Raw genomic sequence first — 20,319 nt, 5'->3', positions numbered from 1 at the left:
CGCCATGCGGGAACGAAAGCAGCCCCTGGGCCGCCCCCGGGACGACCGGGTGGACAAGGCCATCGCCACCGCCGCGCGCGAGCTGATCGCCGAGCACGGTTACGCGCAGCTGACGGTCGACACGGTCGCGACCAGGGCAGGCGTGGGCAAGGCCGCCATCTACCGACGGTACGCCACCAAGCAGGAGATGATCTTCGCGGTGGCGCTGCACGACCTGGAGCTCGACACGCCTCCCGACGCGGGCTCACTCCGCGCCGACCTCGCCACCCTGACCCACCTCATGGTGGACCAGCTGGCCGCGCCGCCACCCGGCGTGGTGCCCGGCCTGCTGGCCGACGTCCACGCGGATCCGGCTCTGGCGGCCAAGTTCACCGCCACGTTCGTCGCCGCCGAACGGCGCTGCCTGGTCGAGATCCTCGACCGGGCGATCGGGCGGGGCGAGCTGGCGCGGCGGCCCGAACCGGCGGTGGTGCACGCGCTGCTGCTCGGGCCGGTGTTCGCCTGGCTGTTCCTGCTGCTCGAAGACCGATCCAACCTGCCCGCCTTCGCCACCACCGTCGCCGACGCCACGGCAGCGGCGCTCACTCGCGAGGAGGCCGGCTCTCGCGAGGAGACTGGTTGAGGGGTGGGGCCTTTCTGGCGGAGCCGCGGTAGAGGTCGGCGTCATAGCGTTGTTCGCCCTCGTCGAGCTTGGCGTTGGCGGCCGCCACCAGGTCGACGCCGAGCACGTCCGCCAGCCGTACCAGATAGAGCGTCACGTCGGCGAGCTCCGAGCGGACCCGGGCGAGCGCCTCGGGGTCGAGGTCGGCCGACTCGTCGGGGGTGAGCCATTGGAACTCCGCCAGCAACTCCCCTGCCTCCCCCGCCAGTGCCATGGCGAGGTTCTTCGGCGTGTGGAACTGCTCCCAGTCTCGCGCACGCGCGAACTCCCGCTGCCGTTCGGCGAGTGGCTCCAACTCGTTCGTCACGCCTGACGACCTTAGCGGGCCGCGCGGCGCCCGCCGTCAACTGCCGAGGAGGCCATGGAGGTCATGGAGGTCATGGTCACCCGTTGAGGAGGTCGTGGATCGCCTGGAAGACGGCGTCGGGCCGGCGGAAGATGATGGAGGCGTGGCCGACGTCGTCGACTAGGCGGTTCTCGCCGCGCGAAACCGAGGCGGCCAGCGCGTCATAGAGTCGCCGCTTGCCGTCGATCTCCTCGCGCAGCAGCGATTCGGGGGTGCCCTGGGACACCGCTTCCTTGAAGGCGTCGATACCTGTGGCGGTGAGCACGATCAGCGGCACGTCGGGCAGCCGCCCCGCCCCGCATACCTCGTCGTGGAGTTGGTAGCGGTTCGCCGCCTCCTGGGCGCCGATCCCTATCCATTCCGGGCTGACATGGCGTTCGACGAGCAGCTCGCGGGTGGCCGCCGGCCAGTCGGCCAGCACCTGCGTGAACAGGCCGCGGTAGAACTGGATGACCTCGTCGGGCAGCTCGTCGGGAATCGCCTGGTCGGGGTGCCATTCGGCCCAGGTCTCGACCAGCTTCGGGGGCATGTACGCGTCGTAGTCCTCGTGTTCGGGTTCGACCAGGACCAGGCCCGACACCTCGCCGGGGAAGCGCTGCGCGTAGTGGCGGGCGTACAGGCCGCCGAGGGAATGGCCGACCAGCAGGTACGGCGCGGGCACGCCGGCGACCCGCAGCAGCTCGCGCAGCTCGTCGGTGACCTCGGTGGAGGTGCGCGGCAGCTCGGCCCGGTCGCTCCATCCCGTTCCGGCACGGTCGTAGAGCACGCTCGTGGTGAGCTCGGCGGCCCGCTCCTGGACGTTCAGGAAATCCATGCCGGACGATCCGGCTCCAGGCAGAAACACCACCGCCGGGCTCCCGTCGCCCGATCGGTGCAGCGGCAGCCGCCGCCCTCCCACCTCGTAGAACCGCCCCAATGGGAGCGTCGGTTGGTCCTTCATCGCGGAACCCCTCCTGTACGTTGCTTTCCCAAGTTTGGGAACAGTACCAGATATGGGATCGTAGCCAGATGGACACGCTTGACTTGCTCCTGCACCCGGTTCGGCTGCGCATCGTGCACGCCATGTCCGGCGGACTGACCCGCACCACGTCCGACCTGTGTGCTCGCCTGCCCGACGTCCCCAAGACCACGGTGTACCGGCACGTGGGCCTGCTGGCCGAGGCGGGAGTCCTGGAGGTGGAGGGCGAGCAGCGGGTGCACGGCGCCGTCGAACGCCACTACCGGCTACGCCGGACGCGGGCGGTGATCGATCAGGACGCGGCCGCGTCGATGTCCTTGGAAGACCACCGGCACGGCTTCGCCGCGGCCATGGCGGCCCTGCTCGCGGAGTTCAACGCCTATCTCGACCGCGAGAACGCCGACCCGACCGCGGACTCGGTGTCGTACCGGCAGTTCCCGCTCTGGCTCAACGAGGACGAACGCACCGAGATGATCAGCGACATGGTCGGCGTCATCATGCCCCGGCTGCGGAACGAACCCGCACCGGACCGCGGCCACCACCTGCTGAGCACGATCTTCTTTCCGACCGAGGATCCACAGCCGGAAAGTCACCGACCTCAAGGTGAGTAGGACGGGGTTCAGAGCCAGCCGGCGTCGCGGGAGATGCGGATGGCGTCGATGCGGTTGCGGGCGCCGACCTTGTTGATCGCGTTCGACAGGTAGTTGCGTACGGTGGCCTGTGACAGCGAGAGATCGGTGGCGATCTGGGCGACGCGGATGCCGGTGGCGGCGGCGCGCAGGACCTCGGTCTCGCGAGGGGTGAGCGGGCTGCTGCCGGTTTCGAGGGCGGCGGCGACGAGTTCGGGGTCGATGACGCGTTCGCCGCGGGCTATGCGGCGGATGCCGTCGGTGAGGGCGTGGGCGGGGGCGTCCTTGACGATGAAGCCTCTGACGTGGACCTTCAGGGCGCGGAGGAGGTTGCCGGGCTGGCTGAGGCCGGTGAGGACGAGGGTGCGGCAGGCGGGGAGCTGGGCGGACAGTTGTTCGGCGGCGGACAGGCCGTCCAGGCCGGGCATGTCGATGTCGAGGACCGCCACGTCGGGGTGGACGCGGAGGGCGGTGGCGAGGACCTCGTCGCCGCGTTCGATCTCGGCGACGACCTCCATGTCGTCCTCCAGCGACAGCAGGGCGACCAGGGCTGAGCGGATCATGTGCATGTCCTCGGCGATCAGCACGCGGATCACGCGACCTCCTCGGGGACTTCTACCGACAGCAGGAACAGGCCGTCGTGGACGGTGGTGAGCCACGCGCCGGAGGCGGCGCGGGTCCGCTCGGCCAACCCGGAGAGCCCTGTGCCGGGCGGGGTGAGGTGGGGTGGGGTGCGGGTCAGGTCGGCTGCCCCAGAGGAGGGCTGGACGCCGTCGTTGACGATCTCCAGGCGTATCGTGCCCTGGTGGTGGGTGAGGGTGATGGCGCAGGTGCGGGCGTCGCTGTGACGTAGCAGGTTGGTGGTGCCTTCGCGGATCGCCCAGGCCAGGGCGTTCTGGGCAGGGGCCGACAGGGGCGGCAGGTCGGCCACGTCCAGGCGGGTGTCGACGCCGGCGGCGCCGAGCAGGGCCGCGGCGCCGTCGATCTCGGTGCGCAGCGATACGGAGTGCTCGTCGCGGGTGATCGCGCGTACATCCCGCAGCGCGTCCCTGGCGACGCCGGTCAGGCTCTCGACCTCGTCGCGGGCGGCGGCCACATCTTTCGCGAGCAGGCGGAGGGCCAGGTCGCCTTTGAGGGAGATGGCCGACAGGCTCTGGCCGAGCAGGTCGTGCAGGTCGCGGGAGACGCGGATGCGTTCCTCGCCGACGGCGGTGGCGGCCAGCTCGGTGCGGGTGGCCTCCAGCTCGTTCAGCAGCCGGACCAGCCGGGCGCCACCGACCAGCGTGCCGGCATACAGGATGAGGGCGAACAGGGCGTACGCGCCCAGAAGGAGGGCCTGGGGGATGGTGTGGGCGTCGTCGCGCAGCATGGCGATCACCTCCTTCGCCGGGTTGTGCAGGAGCTGCGCGATCACCGCGAACAGCATCAGACGGCCACGCAGCAGCATCACGATCGAGGCGAGGGCGAAGCTGGTGAAGGCCTGCCAGTTCGAGCCGAACCACCACAGGGGGACGTTGGCGAGGATGACGAGCGCCGCCAGGGTCCAGGGCCAGCCCGCCGGGCGTTCGCCTCTGGAGGCGGCCAGGCTGTGTCGCAGGCTCAGCCAGAGGGCCAGGGCGCAGGCGGCAGTGGCGGCGACCGGGTTGCCGGGTGGACCGTCCATGCCGAGGGTCGTGTAGACGGGGACCTGTACGGCCAGCAGAACGTGCAGGGCGATCAGCGGCCAGAGGGGGTGGCGCACGACCCACCGCGGCGCGATCGGCGGGGTCATGGGCGGGCCTCGGACGTGTGGATGTGGGGCCGCACGTCGATGGTTTCGATGGTGTCGTCGGCGCGCACCTCCAGGCGTACTCCGCCGGCCAGGACGGTTGCCGTGATCGTGCAGGTGTTCACGCCGTCGGCGCGCAGCAGGCCGGTGACCGTCGCGCGCAGAGCCGCCCGGGGCCGCGGTGCGATCGTGTCGGGGATGCCCGTGCGGGGCAGTTGCAGGCGGGTCTCGATGCCGGCCGCGGAGAGCAGGGTGGCGGCCGTGTCGAGTTCGGCTCGGAGGGACGGCTGGCGGTAGCCGCGTACCCGCTGCCTGGCCTCGGCGAGCGTACGCCGGGAATCGTCGGCGAGCCCGGACAGCTCCGCCTCCAGATCAGCCCGCTTGTCGAGCGGGGTCGTCAGCAGGTCGGCGGCGCGTGCGCCGCGGGCTGCGAGGGACTCCAGGGCGGTGCCGAGCGTACGGCGGAGGTCGTCGTCGATGCGGCGCCGCTCCTGTGCGACCGCCCGCTGGGCGAGCACCTCCCTGGCCGACCGCAGGCGGACGAGGGCGGCGGAGAGCCAGACGAGCAGGAGTACGGCCCCGCTGCCGCAGAGCTCCGAGAGAGTGAGCCACGGCGCGGCGTTCCATGGCAGGCCCAGCAGCAGGGCGACGGGTGCCGCCGCGATCGCCAGCGACAGGTACGCGACGAATGACCACGGGCCGGGGAGGACCAGGACGGCCGACACGGCGAGGCTCGCGTAGGTGCGCGGCCACATGTTCCCGGCCAGTGGAGTGGCGGCGAGGATGATGACGGCCATCGCCGCGAATGTCCCATGGCCGGCCGGCGGACGGATGGCGCGCGCCGCGTACCAGACGTGGCGCAGGTGCAGAGGCAGGTACACCGCGGTCGTCGCGAGGCTCCACAATCCGGTGCGGGAGTCGTTGCCCAGATAGCTGAACGACAGCGCGACCTGCAGCAAGGGCAGCAGGCCGCTGCAGGCGACCGCGCCGACCGGAGCCAGCCGGACGACGCGGTCGGATCGCCAGAATGCCACCAGCCGAACCACCCCCCGTCCACGTGTCCCGGGTGACCAGGGTAGGTGGCCCGGCCGAGTGGCGGCCACCAGCGGCGGCCTGGCCGGGGAGAGGAGCAGGGTCATGGCTTGGCCATGCCTACGCGCCTGCCTCGTCGGCGTCGATCACACGGCCGAGGTTGTCGAGCTCGTTGGCGCGGCCGGCGGCCAGCCGCTGGGTCCACTCCTCGTCGTGCATCGCGTCCGCCGTCATCGTGACGCGGACACCGCCCTCGACAGTCTCGAGCTCGACCACGGTGAGGAAGTCGTACGGGTCCACGCCGGGGATGAAGTCGGCGAGCGAGGTGTAGGAGAGTCTGCCCGGCTCCGACACCTCGACGAACTTCTTACGGGATTCGGTGCTCAGCGGCATCCCGTGGCTCTCCATGAACGCGATCTGCTCCGGCGCCGTGGCGGTCATCGTGTAGATGAGGTCGCCGCCGGGCCGCAGGTCGAGCTTGCCGACCTCGACGGTGAAGCCGTCCGGCGACCACCAGGAGGCGATGCCCTCGGGGGTGGTCCACAGCCGCCAGACGTGCTCGGGGGTGGTCGGGTAGGTACGTGTGATACGCACGCTCTCGTTGGCCAGTGTCATGGTCTGCTCCCTAGCAAGTGGGTGATGAACCCAACCCTGCACCCGCGTCGGCCAGGACAAACAGATACAGATGTCACTTAGCGGCCCGTGTATTTCGCGTGGATATTTTGCGTGGACGGGCAAGAACTGAAAGACAAGCTCAGAGGTCGGCGTCGTGGACGAGGATGGCGGCCTGGACGCGGTTGGTCAGGCCGAGTTTGGCCAGTAGCCGGCTCACATGCGCCTTGACCGTCGCCTCCGAGAGGCGCAGGTCGCGGCCGATCTCGGCGTTCGACAGACCGCGGGCGAGGGCTCTGATCACGTCCTCCTCGCGGCCGGTGAGCGCGGCGAGCTGCCTGCGGGCCGAGTCCGACCGCGAAGGCGCACGGTCCACGAACGCGTCGATCAGGCGCCTGGTGACCGACGGGGAGAGCATGGCCTGGCCGGCGGCCACCGTACGGACGGCGGCGGTCAGGTCTCTTGGCGGCGTGTCCTTGAGCAGGAAGCCGACCGCGCCGAGCCGCAGCGCCTCGTGGACGTACTCGTCCAGGTCGAACGTGGTCAGCATGACGATCTTGGGCGGGTCCGGGGCGGCCAGTACGCGGGCGGCGGCGGTCAAGCCGTCGGTGCCGGGCATCCGTACGTCCATGAGCACCACGTGCGGCCTGAGCCGGGCCGCCGCCCCGACGGCCTCCTCGCCGTCCCTGGCCTCGCCCACCACCACGATGTCGTCGGCCGTCTCCAGGATCATCCGCAACCCGGACCTGACCAGGGCCTCGTCGTCCACGACCAGCACCCGGATCATGCCGCGGCCCTCACGGGAATGTCGGCGGTGACGCGGTAGCCGCCCTCCCGTCTGGGGCCCGCCGCCAGCGATCCCCCGAGCAGCTCGACACGCTCACGCAACCCCGCCAGCCCCCACCCCGCCCCGGGCAGCGCCCGTTCCGCCCCGGACAGCGCCTGCTCCGCACCCGGCCCGTCCGACCGTGTCGTGTCCTGCCCGTTCGACAGCGTCGCGTCCTGCCCGTCTGGCAGCGGCCGCTCCGCGCCCGGCCCGTCGGCGGTGCCTCGGTTCAGGATCTCCACCTGGAGTGTGTCGTTCAGGAAGCGCACGTGTACGTCGGTGTGGGCGTCGCGGGCGTGTTTGTGCACATTGGTGAGTGCCTCCTGAACCACCCGGTAGGCGGTCCGCTCAACCGTAGAGCCGAGTGCGCGCGGCTGACCGTGGTCGTGCCTGCGTACCGAGATGCCCAGCGCGCGCGACTGGTCGAGGAGCCGGTCGAGGTCGGCCAGCGTGGGCTGCGGGCTGAGCTCGGCGGGCTGCTGGTTCGAGCGCAGTACGCCGAGCAGCTCACGCAGGTTGGCGAGCGCCTCCCGGCCGATGTCGCCGATCATGGACGCCGTACGGGCCGTGGGCTCGTCGGCGGCCCGTACCTCCAGGGCCCCCGCGTGCAGCACCATCAGCGAGACCCGGTGCGCGACCACGTCGTGCATCTCTCTGGCGATACGCGCCCGTTCCTGGGCTCTGGCCTGCTCGGCCCGCATCACCTGCTCGCGTTCGAGCCGGTCGGCCCGCTCTCTGGCGGCGGCCAGCACGTCGCGCCGGGCCCGGGTCCAGAGCCCGAACACGAACGGCAGCCCCACCAGGGCCATGGCCATCAGCGCCACGTTGGCGGGGGTAGCCGTGACCATCTCCCGGCGTCCGCCGATCAGGTCGCCGACGACGACGGCCGTGCCGAGCGCCACGGCGGTGCCACCCAGGTAGCTCGCGATGCCGCGGGTGCCGCGCAGGGTCGTACCGGCGTAGTAGGAGGCGACCATCAGCGGCGGCCACATCACCAGCCACACGTAGAAGACGGCGCCGAGTACGGCGAGTGGCCACCACGACCGCCGCGCCCACCACGCCGCCACGCCCGCGGCGGCCGCCGTCGTGACGAACACCGGCGACGTCAGGCCGTCGGTCTGATCGAACGGCACCGCGGACACCACGAACACGGCCGGCCCGAGCAACACCGGCAAGCCGCCCTCGATCCGTCTGCTCACCTGCATGTTCGTCAGCCTATGGGGCGACGCGGGGCCGCCGCCCGAGCCGATCGTCGATCGGGACCGCTACGAAAGGAGGGGGTGCCGGTCGACTTCCCGGGCAAGCCGGGCCGGTGGGTACGGGCCCAGGCTGGGCCGCATGAAACGACACCTGATCGTGGCCCTGGGCGTGGCCCTGCTGGCGACGCCGACCGTACAGGCACAAGCACAAGCCGAGACCGCGCGCACCGGGCCCCTACAGACAACTGCGGGCACCTCGTTGCCCGCGCCCACCGGGAAGTACCCCGTCGGACTGGCCTCCCTGCATCTGGTCGACACCGACCGTCCCGATCCGTGGGTGCCGCAGGACGGGCCGCGGCAGCTCATGGTCTCCCTGTGGTACCCCGCCATGAAGGCGGGCACGCGGGCGGCTCCCTACGTGACGCCGCAGGAGTCGGCGCTGATCGTCAAGCCCTATCCGAACGTCCCCGCCGACACGCTCGCCAAGACCCGGACCTACGCCACGGTCGACGCGAAGCCGCTCACCCGCAGCCTGCCGCTCGTGCTCGTGTCTCCGGGTTTCAGCTTTCCCCGCGCGACGATGACCTCGCTGGCGGAGGACCTGGCCAGCAAGGGGTACCTGGTCGCGGCCGTCGAGCACACCTATGAGTCGGCGGCCACCACGTTCCCCGACGGGCGGACCACGACCTGCGCCGCGTGCGCTGGGGCGAACACCGAGGAGAGAGGGGCCGCGATCGCGAAGAGCCGGGTGATCGACCTGTCGTTCGTGCTCGACCGGCTCACCGCCAAGAGCGGCTGGGGGCGGCTGGTCGACAGGTCGCGGATCGGCGTGGTCGGCTTCTCGGCGGGCGGCAACGCCGCCCCGCAGCTCATGGCGGCCGACAAGCGGGTGCGCGCCGGGGTGAACCTCGACGGGAGCTACAACCCGAAGCAGCCCACGGGTACGGTACGCGGGCCGCTTCTCATGATGGGCACCAAGGAGAACCACACGCCGGCCGGTGACGTGTCATGGGTCAACTGGTGGCCGAAGGTGAACGGGTGGAAGCGCTGGCTGTCGGTCGCGGACACGGACCACGCCTCGTTCACCGACTACGCGGTGATCAGGCCGCAGGTGGGTCTGCCCGCACCCGCGCTGGACGGTGAGCGCGCCGTGTCGATCACCCGGACGTACGTCGGCGCCTTCCTCGACCGGCACCTGCGCCAGCAGCGGGAGCCGCTGCTGGACAAGCCGTCGAAGGACTTCCCCGAAGTGACGTTCTGGCCTGAGCCCGCCTCGCGGCGCTGAGGGTCACAGCAGCGCCGCGTGCAGCCGGGTCATCATGGCCCAACACCAGCCACAACGGACCGTCACCTGGAACATCGTGAGCACCGTAGATCCAGCCCGCCCCCGTTCAGCTGTATCGTGCCTGAGGTGAACGGGGTCGAGTTGTTCCTGCTCGGGCGGACGCTGATGAAGATCGGCGAGGAGGCCATGCCCACCGAGGGCATCGGCGAGCACTCCACCAGCGTCCGGACCGTCCTCATCGTGGTGAGCGACATCCGGGAGCACCCCGACACCTCCGTGGGCGAGGTGGCGGCCCGTACCGGCCTGCCGCAGAGCGCCGTCTCCGCCGCCGTCGCGCGGCTCAAGACCGTGGGCGCCCTGGAGACCATGACCGACCCCCGCGACCGGCGGCGCTCCCTGATCAGGGAGTCGCCGCAGGTTTCGGCGCGGCTGTCGGAGGTACGTGCCGCGCCGGTGGATGACGCCGTGGCCGCGGCCCTCGACACCGACGACCGGCACGATATCGCCGAGACGGTCGAGATGCTGGAGGAGCTGGCCCGCCGCCTCATCCCCAGGACGCTCAGCCGTTAGCCGTACGAGGGAGTTGATCGACATCGAACGCACCGTGATCGACGGCAGGCTCGCCGAGGCGCCGGAGGTGACGCTGGCCGTCTCGGCGAGATACGGGCACTTCACCGCGATGCAGGTCAGACAGGGCCGGGTACGCGGCCTCGACCGCCACCTCGACCGGCTCGACCGGGCCACCGAGGAGCTGTTCGGCCGCCCGCTCGACCGTGGGCTGGTGGTCGACTCCATCAGGTCGGCCCTGGGTCTGGACCGGCGGCCGGCGGTCGCGCCCGACGCGTCCGTACGGGTCTACGTGTGCGAGGTCGCCCGCCTGCACGTACTGGTGACCGCCAAGCCGCCCGTCGAGGTCGCCACCACCCCGCGCAGCCTCAAATCGGTCCGCTACCAGCGCTTTCTCCCGCACGTCAAGCACCTGGGCGGCTTCCCCCAGGGCTACCTGGGGCGGAAGGTGCAGGCCGAGGGGTTCGACGAGGCCCTGCTCACCGCGGACGACGGGGTGATCTCCGAGGGTTCGATCACCAATCTGGGCTGTTTCGACGGCACCCGGGTGATCTGGCCGGACGCGCCCATGCTGCACGGCATCACGATGCAGCTCATGGAGGCGGGGCTGGCTCAGGCGGGTGTGCCGTATGAGAGCCGGGTGCTGCGGGTGGCGGATCTGCCGGACTTCGAGACGGTGTTCCTGACGAACTCGCACGGCGTCGTGGCCGTGAGGCAGGTCGACGATCTGACGCTGAAGGTGGACGAGGCGGCGATGGGCCGGCTGATCGGCTACTTCGAGGGCATGCCCTGGGAGGAAATCCATCATTCTTGATACATCATTCTTGATGCATTAGGGTGAGTGCCATGGAAACTGGCATGTTGCGGGTGGCCGGCGCGCACCTCTACTTCGAGGTACGGGGCACCGGCCCCGTCCTGCTGATCTCGCAGAGCGGCGAGGGTGACGCCGGACGCAGCGTCGACCTCGTGGACCGGCTCGTCCCCGACCACACGGTGATCACGTACGACCGGCGCGGGCTCTCGCGCAGCACCCTGGACGACCCGGCACGGGGCGCGACCGTCGAGGAGCACGCCGACGACGTACTACGCCTGCTCGACCACCTGACCAGCGAGCCGGTGACGATGCTGGGCATGAGCTTCGGCGCCACCATCGGGCTGCACCTGGTGGCCAGCGGCCGGCTGAACAGGCTGATCGCGCACGAGCCCGTCGCGCCGTGGCTGCTCCCCCCTGACGAGTGCCTCGGCCACCGGCGGGAACTGGCCGAGGGGCAGGAGATCTATCGGCGCGACGGCCTGCCCGCCCTGATCAAGGAGATCAGCAGGACACTCGGCATCGACCTCGCCGCCAAGGACGTCGAGCCGGCCTTGACCCCGCAGCCGATGACCGAGCAGCGGGCCGCCAACTTCGGCTACTTCGTGGAGCACGACTGGACGGCGATCATCGCCGACCGGCTGGACCCCGCCACGCTGAAGGGCGCCCCGATCGTGCCCGTCGCCGGTCGCGCCACCCCGCGCACGGTCTTCGACTATCGATGCGCCGAGGAGCTGGCGCGACTGCTCGGCACCGACCTCATGCACTTCCCGGGCGGGCACAACGGCAACACCTCGCACCCCAGGGCGTACGCGGCCTCACTACGCGAACTCCTCGCGTAGCCGGAACCTGCCATTCCTTCGACTTTTCCCGAAATATCGCCGCCGCAGGTGAAGTGTCGGCGATCATCCCGGCATGAACGCTGCGGAATTCCGCCCCGAAGACCTCGAACGGATCACCGCCCAGGCGGAGCAGATGCTGCTCCGCGTCGAAGAGGTACGCAAGGAGGTCGACGTGGTCGTCGGCCGGGGCACCGGCGCGGACGGGCACGTACGAGTGGCCGCCGGCGCCAACGGGCGGCTCGTCGAGCTGGTCATCGCCCCGCGCGCGATGCGCCTGGACAGCCAGAAGCTCGCCGAGGAGCTGCTGGGCGCCGCCCAGCAGGCGCAGGACGAGGCCGACAGGAAGGCCAGGGAGATCATGGCCGACACGCTCGGCGAGTCGATGCCGACCCAGCGGGAGCTCGACGACCGGTTCGGCCAGGTCCTCGAGTCCTTCGAATCGTCGATGGACGAGCGCATGCGGGCCATCGACGAGCGGCGCCGGGGCACGACCTGACCGACACTTCGAGGTTGTTTGAAGAGTGCCCCCAGCCGACCCCGCCGCTCTAGGGTGTCGGCGGGTATGCATGTGCGCAAATGTCGCGGGATGTGAATTTGGTGGCCATTCGGTGGCAGAAGGCGGCACGGCGGAGAGTGGCGGGCCTCGTCGCGCTCGCGGTCGTCGCCGCGCTCACGGGCATCGGGTTCTTCCTGGGTACGGGCGTGTCCAGCGCCCGGCCCAAGCTCGCCGACATCGGCGCCTGGCTCGCCAGCGCGCTCAACGGTGAGGTCGTCCACGCCAACGGCCTGTCCGGCCAGGTCGACGGCCGGGTGGACCTGGCCGCCGCGAAGGGCGACGAGCTCAAGGTGGTCCAGGACGGCAACAGCGTGCTCGTCGTCGACGAGTCGACCGGCCAGGTCAGCCGCATCGATCCGACCCAGCTCGAAGTCGCCCAGACCAAGAGCCTGGGCGCCGGCGGGACGCAGCTGGTCATGGGTGCGGGCAAGGCGTACGCGATCGACCCGCAGGCGGGCACCGTCCAGCAGGTGAACCCCCTGACCGTGGACACGATCGGCGCCGCGATCACGCTCAAGGGCCCGCTCGGCCAGGCGGGCATCGACAAGAACGGAACCCTCTGGGTCCCCGTGCCGGAAGAGGGCACGCTGGCCCAGATCAACGGCGCCCAGCAGGGCAAGGCCGTCACCGTGGGCGAGCCGGGCGACCCGCTCACGCTGACCATGGCGGACGGCGTACCGCTGGTCACCAACTCCGCCGCCGCGTCGGCGATGGTCATCGGCTCGACCGGTACGCGGCTCACGGTGAGCCTGCCCAGCACGGTGACCGAGGCCGGGCGCGGCGGCATGCTGATGCCCGCCGTCGCCGAGGCCACGATCGTCCCGATGCTCGCGCCCAAGCAGGGCGCGCTGGTGCTCGTGGACACCGCGAGCGGCGCGCTCAGCACCGTGTCGGTGAAGGGCGGCAAGCTCGGGCCGCCGCAGGCTCTCGGCCGCCGCGTCTACATCGCCGATGAGAGCACCGGGCGGCTCATCGTGTACGACACGGTGGCCAAGAGGTTCGACGCCGAGAAGGTGATCACCGGCAAGGCGGGACCGCTGGAGGTGTTCGTCAAGGACGGGCTGCTCTGGGTCAACGACCAGTTCAGCGAGACCGCGCTGGTCGTCGAGCAGGACGGCAGGGCGCACCGGGTCGGCAAGTACGACGAGGCGCTCGGTCAGAAGGACACCCCTACCCCGCTGCCCGTACCCACCGGCACGCCCACCATGGCGCTCCCGACCACCGTCCCGACCCGGCAGACCACCCAGCCCACGGCACGGCCGACGGTGACGGTCACGCGTACCCCGAAACCCACCACGACGAAGCGCTCGGAGACCCCCAGCCCGCCCCCGACCAGCACCCCCACACCGACGCCTACCCCGACACCCACGCCCACACCGACGCAGACCCCCGGCCCGCCGGGCACCGTCACGGCGAACTCGGGACCCGGCTGGATGGAGATCGTGTTCACCCCGTCGAGCCAGGGCAAGGCCACCGGCTACACGCTCAAGGGCGCCCCGGACAGCGCGAACGTGACCCCGGACCGCGTACGCTCCGACGGCCCCTTCCAGTTCCGGGTCACCGGAGGCCGCTGCGACCAGGAGTACACCTTCCGCGTCGCGGCCCAGTACGACGGCGGCGAGTCCGTCTCCGACCCCACCATCCCGGTACGCCCCTGCGTCGCCCCGGGCAGACCGGCGAGCTTCGAGGCCAAGGGCAAGAACCACGGCGCCGACCTCACCTGGTCGGCCCCCGACAACGCCAAGGACGGCGGCGTCAGCTACGTACTCGAAGGCCCTGGCCAGCACCCGGGCACGCTCGACGGGACCAGCGCGGAGGTGACCGGCCTGAAGAACGGCCAGGACTACACCTGGACATTGCGTGCCAAGAACGGCGCCGGCGAGGGCCAGGAGCGCGCCGAGGCCAAGGCGGGGCTGCAGCCGCCGTCGGCGCAGTTCCGCAACGCGCACAACGACAACAGGGACACCCTGATCCGGTCCGGCCCCTCGGCGGGGGCGGAGGCGGGCCGCATCCCCAAGGGCGAGTACATCACCATGACCGTGATCTGCCAGACCAAGGGCGCGGGCTTCACCGACACCGACACCGGCATGAGCAGCGACGTCTGGAACAAGGTGGAGTCCAGCCGGGGCAGCGGCTGGCTGAACGACGTGCTGATGGACACCCCGAAGGGGGGATTCCCCGCCGCCCCCCTCTGGGAGTGCGAATGATCACCAGAGCCGGCTGGGGCACCCTGGCCGCCTCCGTGCTGCTGTACGCGGTGGCGGCGCCGCTCGGCTACCAGCAGGCGGGCGCGCTGTCGGCCGGCGGGATCGCGGCCGTCGGCGCCGGTCTGCTGTGGACGCTGCGCCGGCCACGCCTGGAGGTACGCCGTGAGGTCACGCCCGTCAAGGTCGCCAGAGGCGAGGCGGCCATCGCGATGCTGCGCGTCACGAACAGGGGCCGCTGGCGGCGCGACGCCCTGGAGGCCCATGACACCTGCCGGGACACCGCGATCGTGGTCGGCGTACCGCCGCTGGCCAGGAACTCCACCGGAACCGTGTCGTACCGGCTGCCCACCCGCAGGCGCGGCGAGACCCCGGTGGGCCCGCTGCGGCTCGACCGGGCCGACCCGTTCGGCCTGGCCCGGCGCACGACCTCGTACGGACAAGCGGATCTGCTGCTGGTCCGGCCGCGTACGGTGCCGCTGGAGCCGCTGAACTCCGGCCGGCAGCGCCACCTCGACGGCTCCGCCTCCCGCTCGCCGAGCGGCACGATCACCTTCAACGGCGTCCGCGACTACGTGATCGGCGACGACCTGCGGCACATCCACTGGCGGTCCACGGCGCGTACCGGGACCCTCATGGTCAAGGAGCTCGAGGACGTCAGCCTGCCGTACACGACCACGATCCTCGACACGCGCGCCGACTCCTACGGGGGTGACGACGAGTTCGAGCTGGCGGTCGACGCGGCCGCGTCGGTCGCCTGGTCGGCGAGCCGCCGCCGCTTCCCGGTGCGGCTGCTGACCGGCGCGGGAGAGCTGCTGTCCGTCAAGGGCGGCGCCGAGGAGGCCGAGGAGGTGCTGGACCGGCTGGCCCTGGTCGAGCGGACGGCCGACGCGGAGACGCCGGTGGACGCGGTACGCCGCGCCGGCTCGGGTGGGGCATTGATCCTGGTCACCGGGGCGCGGACCGCCCTGTCGAGCGTCGCGTCGGTGCGGCGGCGCTTCGACCAGGTGGTCTGTGTCTGGGTCGGGGCCTCCTGCGGCGACCGGCCGCCGATGGTGCCCGGTGTGACGGTCATCGAGATCGGCGAACTGGCCGAACTGGCGGCGGCATGGCCGCGCTGACCACCCCGCCGGGCCGGTCGGTCGCCCCACCCCCGCCGGACGTGCCGCCTACGCCGGACGTGCGGGCCATGCCGGTCGCCCCGCCCACACCGGTCGCCCCGCCCACGCCGGGCGTGCGACCGGGGACGTCCGAGGCTGCGCCGCTGCCGCCTGTGCCCGAGTGGCGGCGGGTGGTGTCGATCGTCATCGTGGTCCTGCTGGCGGGTACGGCCGGGCTGGCGTTCGACGGGGTGTTCACGCTGGGCGCGCTGATCCCCGTGGTGGCTGTGGCGGCGATTGTGCCGGGCGTGGTGTCGTACGCGCTGGCCAGGATCTTGCCGCTCTGGGCGTCTCTGGCCGTGAATCTCCTGGCCTGGCTGATCGCGGTGTCGGCGACCCTGTTCAGGACGCAGGCCCTGGCCGGGTTCCTGCCGAGTCCGGCCAGCGTGCGAGCCGCGCTGCTCGGCGTGCGCGACTCGGGGAAGGCACTGCTCACGACCATCCTGCCGGCCGAGGGGGACGGCAGGACGATCGTGCTGGCGCACTTCCTGGTCTGGGCGGCGGCGGTGGCCGGGACCGAACTGGCCCTGCGGACCAGGGCGGTGGTGCTCCCGGCGGCCCCGGCCGTACCGGTGCTGGCCGCCGCCGTCGTGCTGGGCGTGTCCGGTCCCGGCTCGCAGCTGCCGACACCGGCCGTCCTCGTCGGGCTGGCCCTGCTCCTGGCCCTGGTCCGGGCGGCCCGAGCGGCCAGGACGTTCGCGGCAGGCGTCCCGCTGCTGGCCGTCCTCGTGCTGATCGCCGTCGCGGCCGGACCGGTGCTGCCGTTCGCGAGCAAGCCGTACGACGTACGGCGGCTGGTGGCCCAGCCGCCCCCGCGCCCGCTCGCCGGCGTGAGCCCGCTCGACCAGGTGTCGGCCTGGCTCCAGAACCCCTACCGCCAGCTCTTCACCGTCAAATCCACGACCGAGGCGAACTGGCGGCTGGCCGTACTGGACCGTTTCGACGGCGTCGCGTGGACGTCCGGCGCCGGATACCTGCCGACGGGCGGCAGGGTCCCCGGCGACGACGTTGTGGGCGCCCACGACGTCGTCGAGCAGCAGTTCACGCTGCAGAAGCTGCCCGGGCCCTGGCTGCCCGCGGCGGACCGCCCGCAGCAGGTGACCTTCACCGGACCGGCGCCCGACTCCGCGGCCGGCCTGATGGCAGATCCGGCGACCGGGATGCTGGCGAGTGCCGCCGCCACCGCTCGCGAGGGCATCACGTACCGGGTGATCTCCGGCATCCGCCGCTACTCCGCCGCAGAACTGCGCGAGGCGGTCCCCGCCGCTGACCAGGCCGCCCTGGCACTGCCCAACGGCCCCGACGGCCGTACTCCCCCACAACGGGCCCGCCTCGCCACCATCGCCCGCAAGGCCACGGCCGGCGCCACCAGCCCCATGCAGCAGGCCGTACGGCTGGCCGCCTACCTGCGCAAACACGCCCAGTACGACGTCAACTCCCCACCGGGGCACAGCTATCGCAGCATCCAGTTCTTCCTCACCGAGGCGAAGAAGGGCACGACCGAGCAGTTCGCGGCGTCGTACGCGCTGCTCGCCCGCTCGCTCGGCCTGCCCAGCCGGGTGGTCGTCGGCTTCGGTCCGGGCAAGGCGGAGGGAGGCGGCGTACGGCAGGTGCTGGCGGGTGACGTACTCGCCTGGGCGGAGGTGGAGTTCAAGGGGATCGGCTGGGTGCCCTTCTACCCGACCCCGGCGCGCAGCCACGCGGGCCAGAGCGGCGACGTCGCCGAAGGCGTGTCCAAGCAGCGCCAGGAGGTCGAGCAGGAGATCAGCGGCGAACACGCCGACCCCGCCACCACGCCGTCGCCCCACCGACCCACACCACAGCCGTCACCCCGTCAGACCGGCCACGGAGCCGGGACGACCTGGCTGCCGGTCGCGGGCGCGGTGGCCGGGGGGCTGCTGGGCGGGTACCTGCTGGCGGTGACCGTACTGCCGCCCCTGCGCCGCCGACGCCGCCGGACGGGCGATCCGCGGGCGCGGGTGGCGGGCGCGTGGCGGCAGACGGTGGTACGACTGCGCGCCGCCGGGGTCCCGGCCTCGTCGCGCGTACTGACGGCTCGGGAGGTGGCCACGCTAGGAGTGACGGCTTTGGGCACCCACGCGTACGAGCCACTGACGGGGCTGGCAGACCTGGCGAACCTCACCCGATTCAGCGACGCCCCCGCGGACCAGGAAGCTGCGGACATGGCCTGGCGGCACTACGCGAACATCGACCTGCTGGTCAGACGGAAGATCGCGCTACCGCGCCGCCTCGCCCACCGCCTGGCACCCGGCTCGCTGCTCCACTGAGCGGGGTCAGCCAGATCAAGCGTCGCAAGAACGCACTTGAACGCAACGACGTATCTTCACCTGCACGATCATCGGTTCCTTTCATCCTCAGGCAGCCAGTGCGACGCGGTGGTTTTGAAGGCCGGCGACGGCCTTGCACAGGTGTCCGGCCTTGGAAGTCGTCTTCCGCTCAAGGGCCTCCGGGCGAGCGCCCTGGGGTGCATCCGTGCTTTTCGTGGTCAGTGACCGCGGTTTTGCGGGCTGGCCGGGACCGCGAGCAGGCCTCGCAGCCCCTCGGCGTAGCTGGCTGCATCGAGCTTGAGCAGCGCTCTTTGGACGATGAACCCGTGGATGGCGCCAAGCAGGACATTGGCCAGGTGCTCCGGTGCCACCGGGCCGGAGGTGAGGCCACGATGCCGGTGGGCTTCGACGAGCTGGACGAACCATTGCCTGACAGGCGCGATGGCCTCGGCGAAGAGCGAGGCCATCGCCGGATTTCGTAGGGCCTCGCTCCAGATCTGGATCGCGAGCCGTGGCGTGCCCTCGTGGTCGTCCAGCCGTTCGATCGCACGCAGGATCTCGGTGAGCGCCTCCAGCAACGGGGGCGGCTCGTCAAGGAGCGTTTTTTCGAACGCGGCGGTGACCTCAGCCAAGGTGGCCTCCACGATCGCGAGCACGATGGCGTCCTTGCCGGGGAAGTACCGATAGAGGTTGCCGGGTGACATCTGCGCTTCGCGCAAGATGTCCTGCATAGAGGTCGCGTGGAAGCCGTTGGCGAGGAAACAGCGGCGCGCGGCTGCCAGGACATGCTGACGGCGCGTGTCGGCGGCTGGACTGTGTGAGACGGGCACCCCCCGAGGATGGAATGAACGTTCATTCTTGTCAACCACGCCAGAGATGTGCTGAAGTGATGAGAACGAACGTTCCTTCGCAAGGATGGTCATGAACAATCCCCACCCCGTGGTCACCACCAAGCCGGGCGCTGTTCAGGGAAGCTGGGACGGGCGCGTCGCGTCCTTCCTCGGCGTGCCCTTCGCGGCCGCCCCCATCGGCGACCTTCGTTTCGCTGCTCCGCAGCCGCATGCCCGGTGGCAAGGCATCCGTCCGGCGACCGCCTTCGGCCCTGCCGCTCCGCAGCCACCCGCCAACCCCGCCAGACCCGCCGATGCGATGCAACTGCTCACCGGCTCGCCAACGCTGGCCCAGGCCGAGGACAACTGCCTCACCTTGAACATCTGGACCCCCGGCGTCACCGGCAAGCCCCGGGCCGTGCTGGTATGGATCCACGGCTCCGGCTGGCTCAGCGGCGCCAGCGCCTGGCCCGGCTACCACGGCCGCAACCTGGCCGCCGCCGAGGGCATCGTCGTCGTCACGCCGAACTACCGGCTCGGTCCGCTGGGCTTCCTGCGAGTCCCAGGCATCGCCGAAGGCAACATGGGGTTTCTGGATGCGATCTCGGCGCTGCGCTGGGTGCGGGAGAACATCGCCGACTTCGGCGGCGACCCCGACCGCGTCACCGTGGCCGGTCAGTCCGGAGGCGCGGTGACCGCCGTGGCGCTCCTGAGCTCCCCCTCAGCCACAGGCCTCTTCCATCGGGTCTTCGCCCAAAGCGGCCCCCTCGGCATCGCCATGCCATCCCCGCACGAAGCCGAACAGGTCGCGGAGGAATACCTGCGCCTCCTGGGCCTGAGCGTCACGACAGCCCATCGTTTGCGAGACCTTCCGGCCGAAGAGCTGATCATCGGTTACCAGCGACTCGTCGCCGACAGCGGCCGGCGACGCATCGGCGCCCCGGCCCCGCCGATGCATCCGATTGCCGGCGCCCCAGGGCTGCCCGGGCCTGTTCTGCCCGCCGTCGCCGCCGGCGTCGCTCCCGGCATCGACGTCCTGATCGGCGCCACCGCCGAGGAGATGAACCCGTTCCTGGCCATCGACCCCGCCTCCGCGGCCATTACCCGCGATGCCGTCCTGCAGCTTGTGGAACGCCTGGCGCCCGACGCGGCCCCACAGGTGGTCTACGACCACTACGCGGCCCGGCGGCCGGGCGCGTCCGCCTCTCAAGTCCTGGCCGACATCACCACCGATCGCCTGGTCAGGCTACCGGCGCTCCAGGTCGCCGAGGCGCGCGCTCGTCACGGTCATCCTGGCTTCGTCTACCAGGTGGACTGGAGATCGGCCCTCGGTGCCTGCCACACCGTGGACATCCCGCTGCTGTTTGACAATCTTCCAGCCTGGTCGGCCTCTCCCATGTTCCGCGATGTCGACTCCGCCGGCGTCGAACCGACCGGTCACGCCTTCCGGCGGGCCGTGGCAGCCTTTATCCGCACCGGAAATCCGAACGCCCCGGGCGTCCCGGCGTGGGAGGCATACACCGAGCTTCGCCGCTGCACCATGCGCTTCGACACGTTCGTCACCGCAGCGAACGACCCCGCCTACAGCGAACGCGGCCTCTTGCTTCCGCCTGCTCGACACTCGTCCGGTAGCAACGACAACTCATGAACACCTCGCACATGTCCCCTTCTCGTCACAGGCGGAGTCCTCGCCTCGCTGGAGTCGCGTGCGCAGGTTTCGCCGCTGTAGTCGCTGCGGCGAGCGG

At 71.1% G+C, this 20,319-nt stretch carries 20 protein-coding genes; 11 read left to right on the top strand and 9 right to left on the bottom strand.

Annotated elements, in window-relative coordinates:
- Positions 1-4 precede the first annotated feature (4 nt).
- On the top strand, positions 5-622 hold the full coding sequence (locus tag AB0B64_RS14560; RefSeq protein ID WP_358177524.1) for a TetR/AcrR family transcriptional regulator: 618 nt from the start codon (positions 5-7) through the stop codon (positions 620-622).
- Here the strand turns inward: AB0B64_RS14560 and AB0B64_RS14555 are convergent.
- On the bottom strand, positions 582-968 hold the full coding sequence (locus AB0B64_RS14555; protein ID WP_357942240.1) for a nucleotide pyrophosphohydrolase: 387 nt from the start codon (positions 966-968) through the stop codon (positions 582-584). The two genes, AB0B64_RS14560 and AB0B64_RS14555, sit on opposite strands and share 41 nt — an antisense overlap.
- Before the next feature lie 76 nt (positions 969-1,044).
- Positions 1,045-1,947 (bottom strand): alpha/beta hydrolase, encoded by a 903-nt coding sequence (locus AB0B64_RS14550; protein ID WP_358177521.1) that lies wholly within the window; start codon positions 1,945-1,947, stop codon positions 1,045-1,047.
- A 68-nt stretch (positions 1,948-2,015) separates the two neighbouring features.
- Between AB0B64_RS14550 and AB0B64_RS14545 the strand changes: the two genes are divergently transcribed.
- On the top strand, positions 2,016-2,576 hold the full coding sequence (locus AB0B64_RS14545; protein WP_357942236.1) for a helix-turn-helix domain-containing protein: 561 nt from the start codon (positions 2,016-2,018) through the stop codon (positions 2,574-2,576).
- 8 nt (positions 2,577-2,584) lie between these two features.
- On the opposite strand, the gene AB0B64_RS14540 is transcribed toward AB0B64_RS14545, so the two are convergent.
- The 6 genes from AB0B64_RS14540 to AB0B64_RS14515 all read right to left on the bottom strand — a co-directional run bounded on the left by AB0B64_RS14540 (position 2,585) and on the right by AB0B64_RS14515 (position 8,037).
- Positions 2,585-3,190 carry a response regulator transcription factor gene (locus AB0B64_RS14540; RefSeq protein ID WP_357942234.1) on the bottom strand — a complete coding sequence of 202 codons (606 nt, stop codon included), beginning with the start codon at positions 3,188-3,190 and terminating at the stop codon, positions 2,585-2,587.
- Entirely contained in the window at positions 3,187-4,365 is a 1,179-nt protein-coding gene (locus AB0B64_RS14535) for a histidine kinase (protein ID WP_358177518.1), read from the bottom strand. The genes AB0B64_RS14540 and AB0B64_RS14535 overlap by 4 nt, the downstream gene beginning before the upstream one ends.
- Positions 4,362-5,396 carry a hypothetical protein gene (locus AB0B64_RS14530; protein ID WP_358177515.1) on the bottom strand — a complete coding sequence of 345 codons (1,035 nt, stop codon included), beginning with the start codon at positions 5,394-5,396 and terminating at the stop codon, positions 4,362-4,364. Before AB0B64_RS14530 ends, AB0B64_RS14535 begins: the two co-directional genes overlap by 4 nt.
- A 118-nt stretch (positions 5,397-5,514) precedes the next feature.
- The gene (locus AB0B64_RS14525; RefSeq protein ID WP_357942228.1) at positions 5,515-6,009 is read right to left on the bottom strand and encodes an SRPBCC domain-containing protein; all 495 of its coding nucleotides are present in this window, start codon (positions 6,007-6,009) and stop codon (positions 5,515-5,517) included.
- A 139-nt stretch (positions 6,010-6,148) separates the two neighbouring features.
- Positions 6,149-6,793: a response regulator transcription factor gene (locus AB0B64_RS14520; protein ID WP_358177512.1), complete on the bottom strand. Its 645-nt coding sequence runs from the start codon at positions 6,791-6,793 to the stop codon at positions 6,149-6,151.
- Positions 6,790-8,037 carry a histidine kinase gene (locus AB0B64_RS14515; protein WP_358177510.1) on the bottom strand — a complete coding sequence of 416 codons (1,248 nt, stop codon included), beginning with the start codon at positions 8,035-8,037 and terminating at the stop codon, positions 6,790-6,792. The genes AB0B64_RS14520 and AB0B64_RS14515 overlap by 4 nt, the downstream gene beginning before the upstream one ends.
- A 133-nt stretch (positions 8,038-8,170) precedes the next feature.
- Here AB0B64_RS14515 and AB0B64_RS14510 point away from each other — a divergent pair, with 133 nt between their 5' ends.
- The 8 genes from AB0B64_RS14510 (at position 8,171) to AB0B64_RS14475 (ending at position 17,744) form a co-directional block, all read left to right on the top strand.
- Complete coding sequence (locus AB0B64_RS14510) at positions 8,171-9,316, top strand: alpha/beta hydrolase (RefSeq protein ID WP_358177507.1); 1,146 nt, start codon at positions 8,171-8,173, stop codon at positions 9,314-9,316.
- Between the two features lie 126 nt (positions 9,317-9,442).
- Positions 9,443-9,886 carry a MarR family transcriptional regulator gene (locus AB0B64_RS14505; RefSeq protein WP_358177505.1) on the top strand — a complete coding sequence of 148 codons (444 nt, stop codon included), beginning with the start codon at positions 9,443-9,445 and terminating at the stop codon, positions 9,884-9,886.
- A 13-nt stretch (positions 9,887-9,899) separates the two neighbouring features.
- Positions 9,900-10,697: an aminotransferase class IV gene (locus AB0B64_RS14500; RefSeq protein WP_358177502.1), complete on the top strand. Its 798-nt coding sequence runs from the start codon at positions 9,900-9,902 to the stop codon at positions 10,695-10,697.
- Between the two features lie 32 nt (positions 10,698-10,729).
- A complete protein-coding gene (locus AB0B64_RS14495) occupies positions 10,730-11,536 on the top strand; it encodes an alpha/beta hydrolase (RefSeq protein ID WP_358177499.1) in 807 nt (268 codons plus the stop codon).
- A gap of 73 nt (positions 11,537-11,609) precedes the next feature.
- Positions 11,610-12,032 (top strand): YbaB/EbfC family nucleoid-associated protein, encoded by a 423-nt coding sequence (locus AB0B64_RS14490; RefSeq protein WP_358177496.1) that lies wholly within the window; start codon positions 11,610-11,612, stop codon positions 12,030-12,032.
- 101 nt (positions 12,033-12,133) lie between these two features.
- Entirely contained in the window at positions 12,134-14,299 is a 2,166-nt protein-coding gene (locus AB0B64_RS14485; protein WP_358177493.1) for a hypothetical protein, read from the top strand.
- Positions 14,296-15,417, top strand: coding sequence for a DUF58 domain-containing protein (locus tag AB0B64_RS14480; RefSeq protein WP_358177490.1), 1,122 nt, complete (start codon positions 14,296-14,298; stop codon positions 15,415-15,417). The genes AB0B64_RS14485 and AB0B64_RS14480 overlap by 4 nt, the downstream gene beginning before the upstream one ends.
- Entirely contained in the window at positions 15,405-17,744 is a 2,340-nt protein-coding gene (locus AB0B64_RS14475) for a transglutaminaseTgpA domain-containing protein (RefSeq protein WP_358177487.1), read from the top strand. The genes AB0B64_RS14480 and AB0B64_RS14475 overlap by 13 nt, the downstream gene beginning before the upstream one ends.
- 218 nt (positions 17,745-17,962) lie before the next feature.
- On the opposite strand, the gene AB0B64_RS14470 is transcribed toward AB0B64_RS14475, so the two are convergent.
- Positions 17,963-18,667 carry a TetR/AcrR family transcriptional regulator gene (locus tag AB0B64_RS14470; protein WP_357942207.1) on the bottom strand — a complete coding sequence of 235 codons (705 nt, stop codon included), beginning with the start codon at positions 18,665-18,667 and terminating at the stop codon, positions 17,963-17,965.
- Between the two features lie 16 nt (positions 18,668-18,683).
- Here AB0B64_RS14470 and AB0B64_RS14465 point away from each other — a divergent pair, with 16 nt between their 5' ends.
- Positions 18,684-20,222, top strand: a complete 1,539-nt coding sequence (locus AB0B64_RS14465; protein WP_358177485.1) for a carboxylesterase family protein — start codon at positions 18,684-18,686, stop codon at positions 20,220-20,222.
- Positions 20,223-20,319: the final 97 nt, after the last annotated feature.

Source organism: Nonomuraea sp. NPDC049129, from assembly GCF_040648495.1.
Lineage (GTDB): Bacteria > Actinomycetota > Actinomycetes > Streptosporangiales > Streptosporangiaceae > Nonomuraea.
The sequence above is the reverse complement of the archived record's forward strand: the minus strand, read 5'-3'. Positions and strand labels throughout refer to the sequence as shown.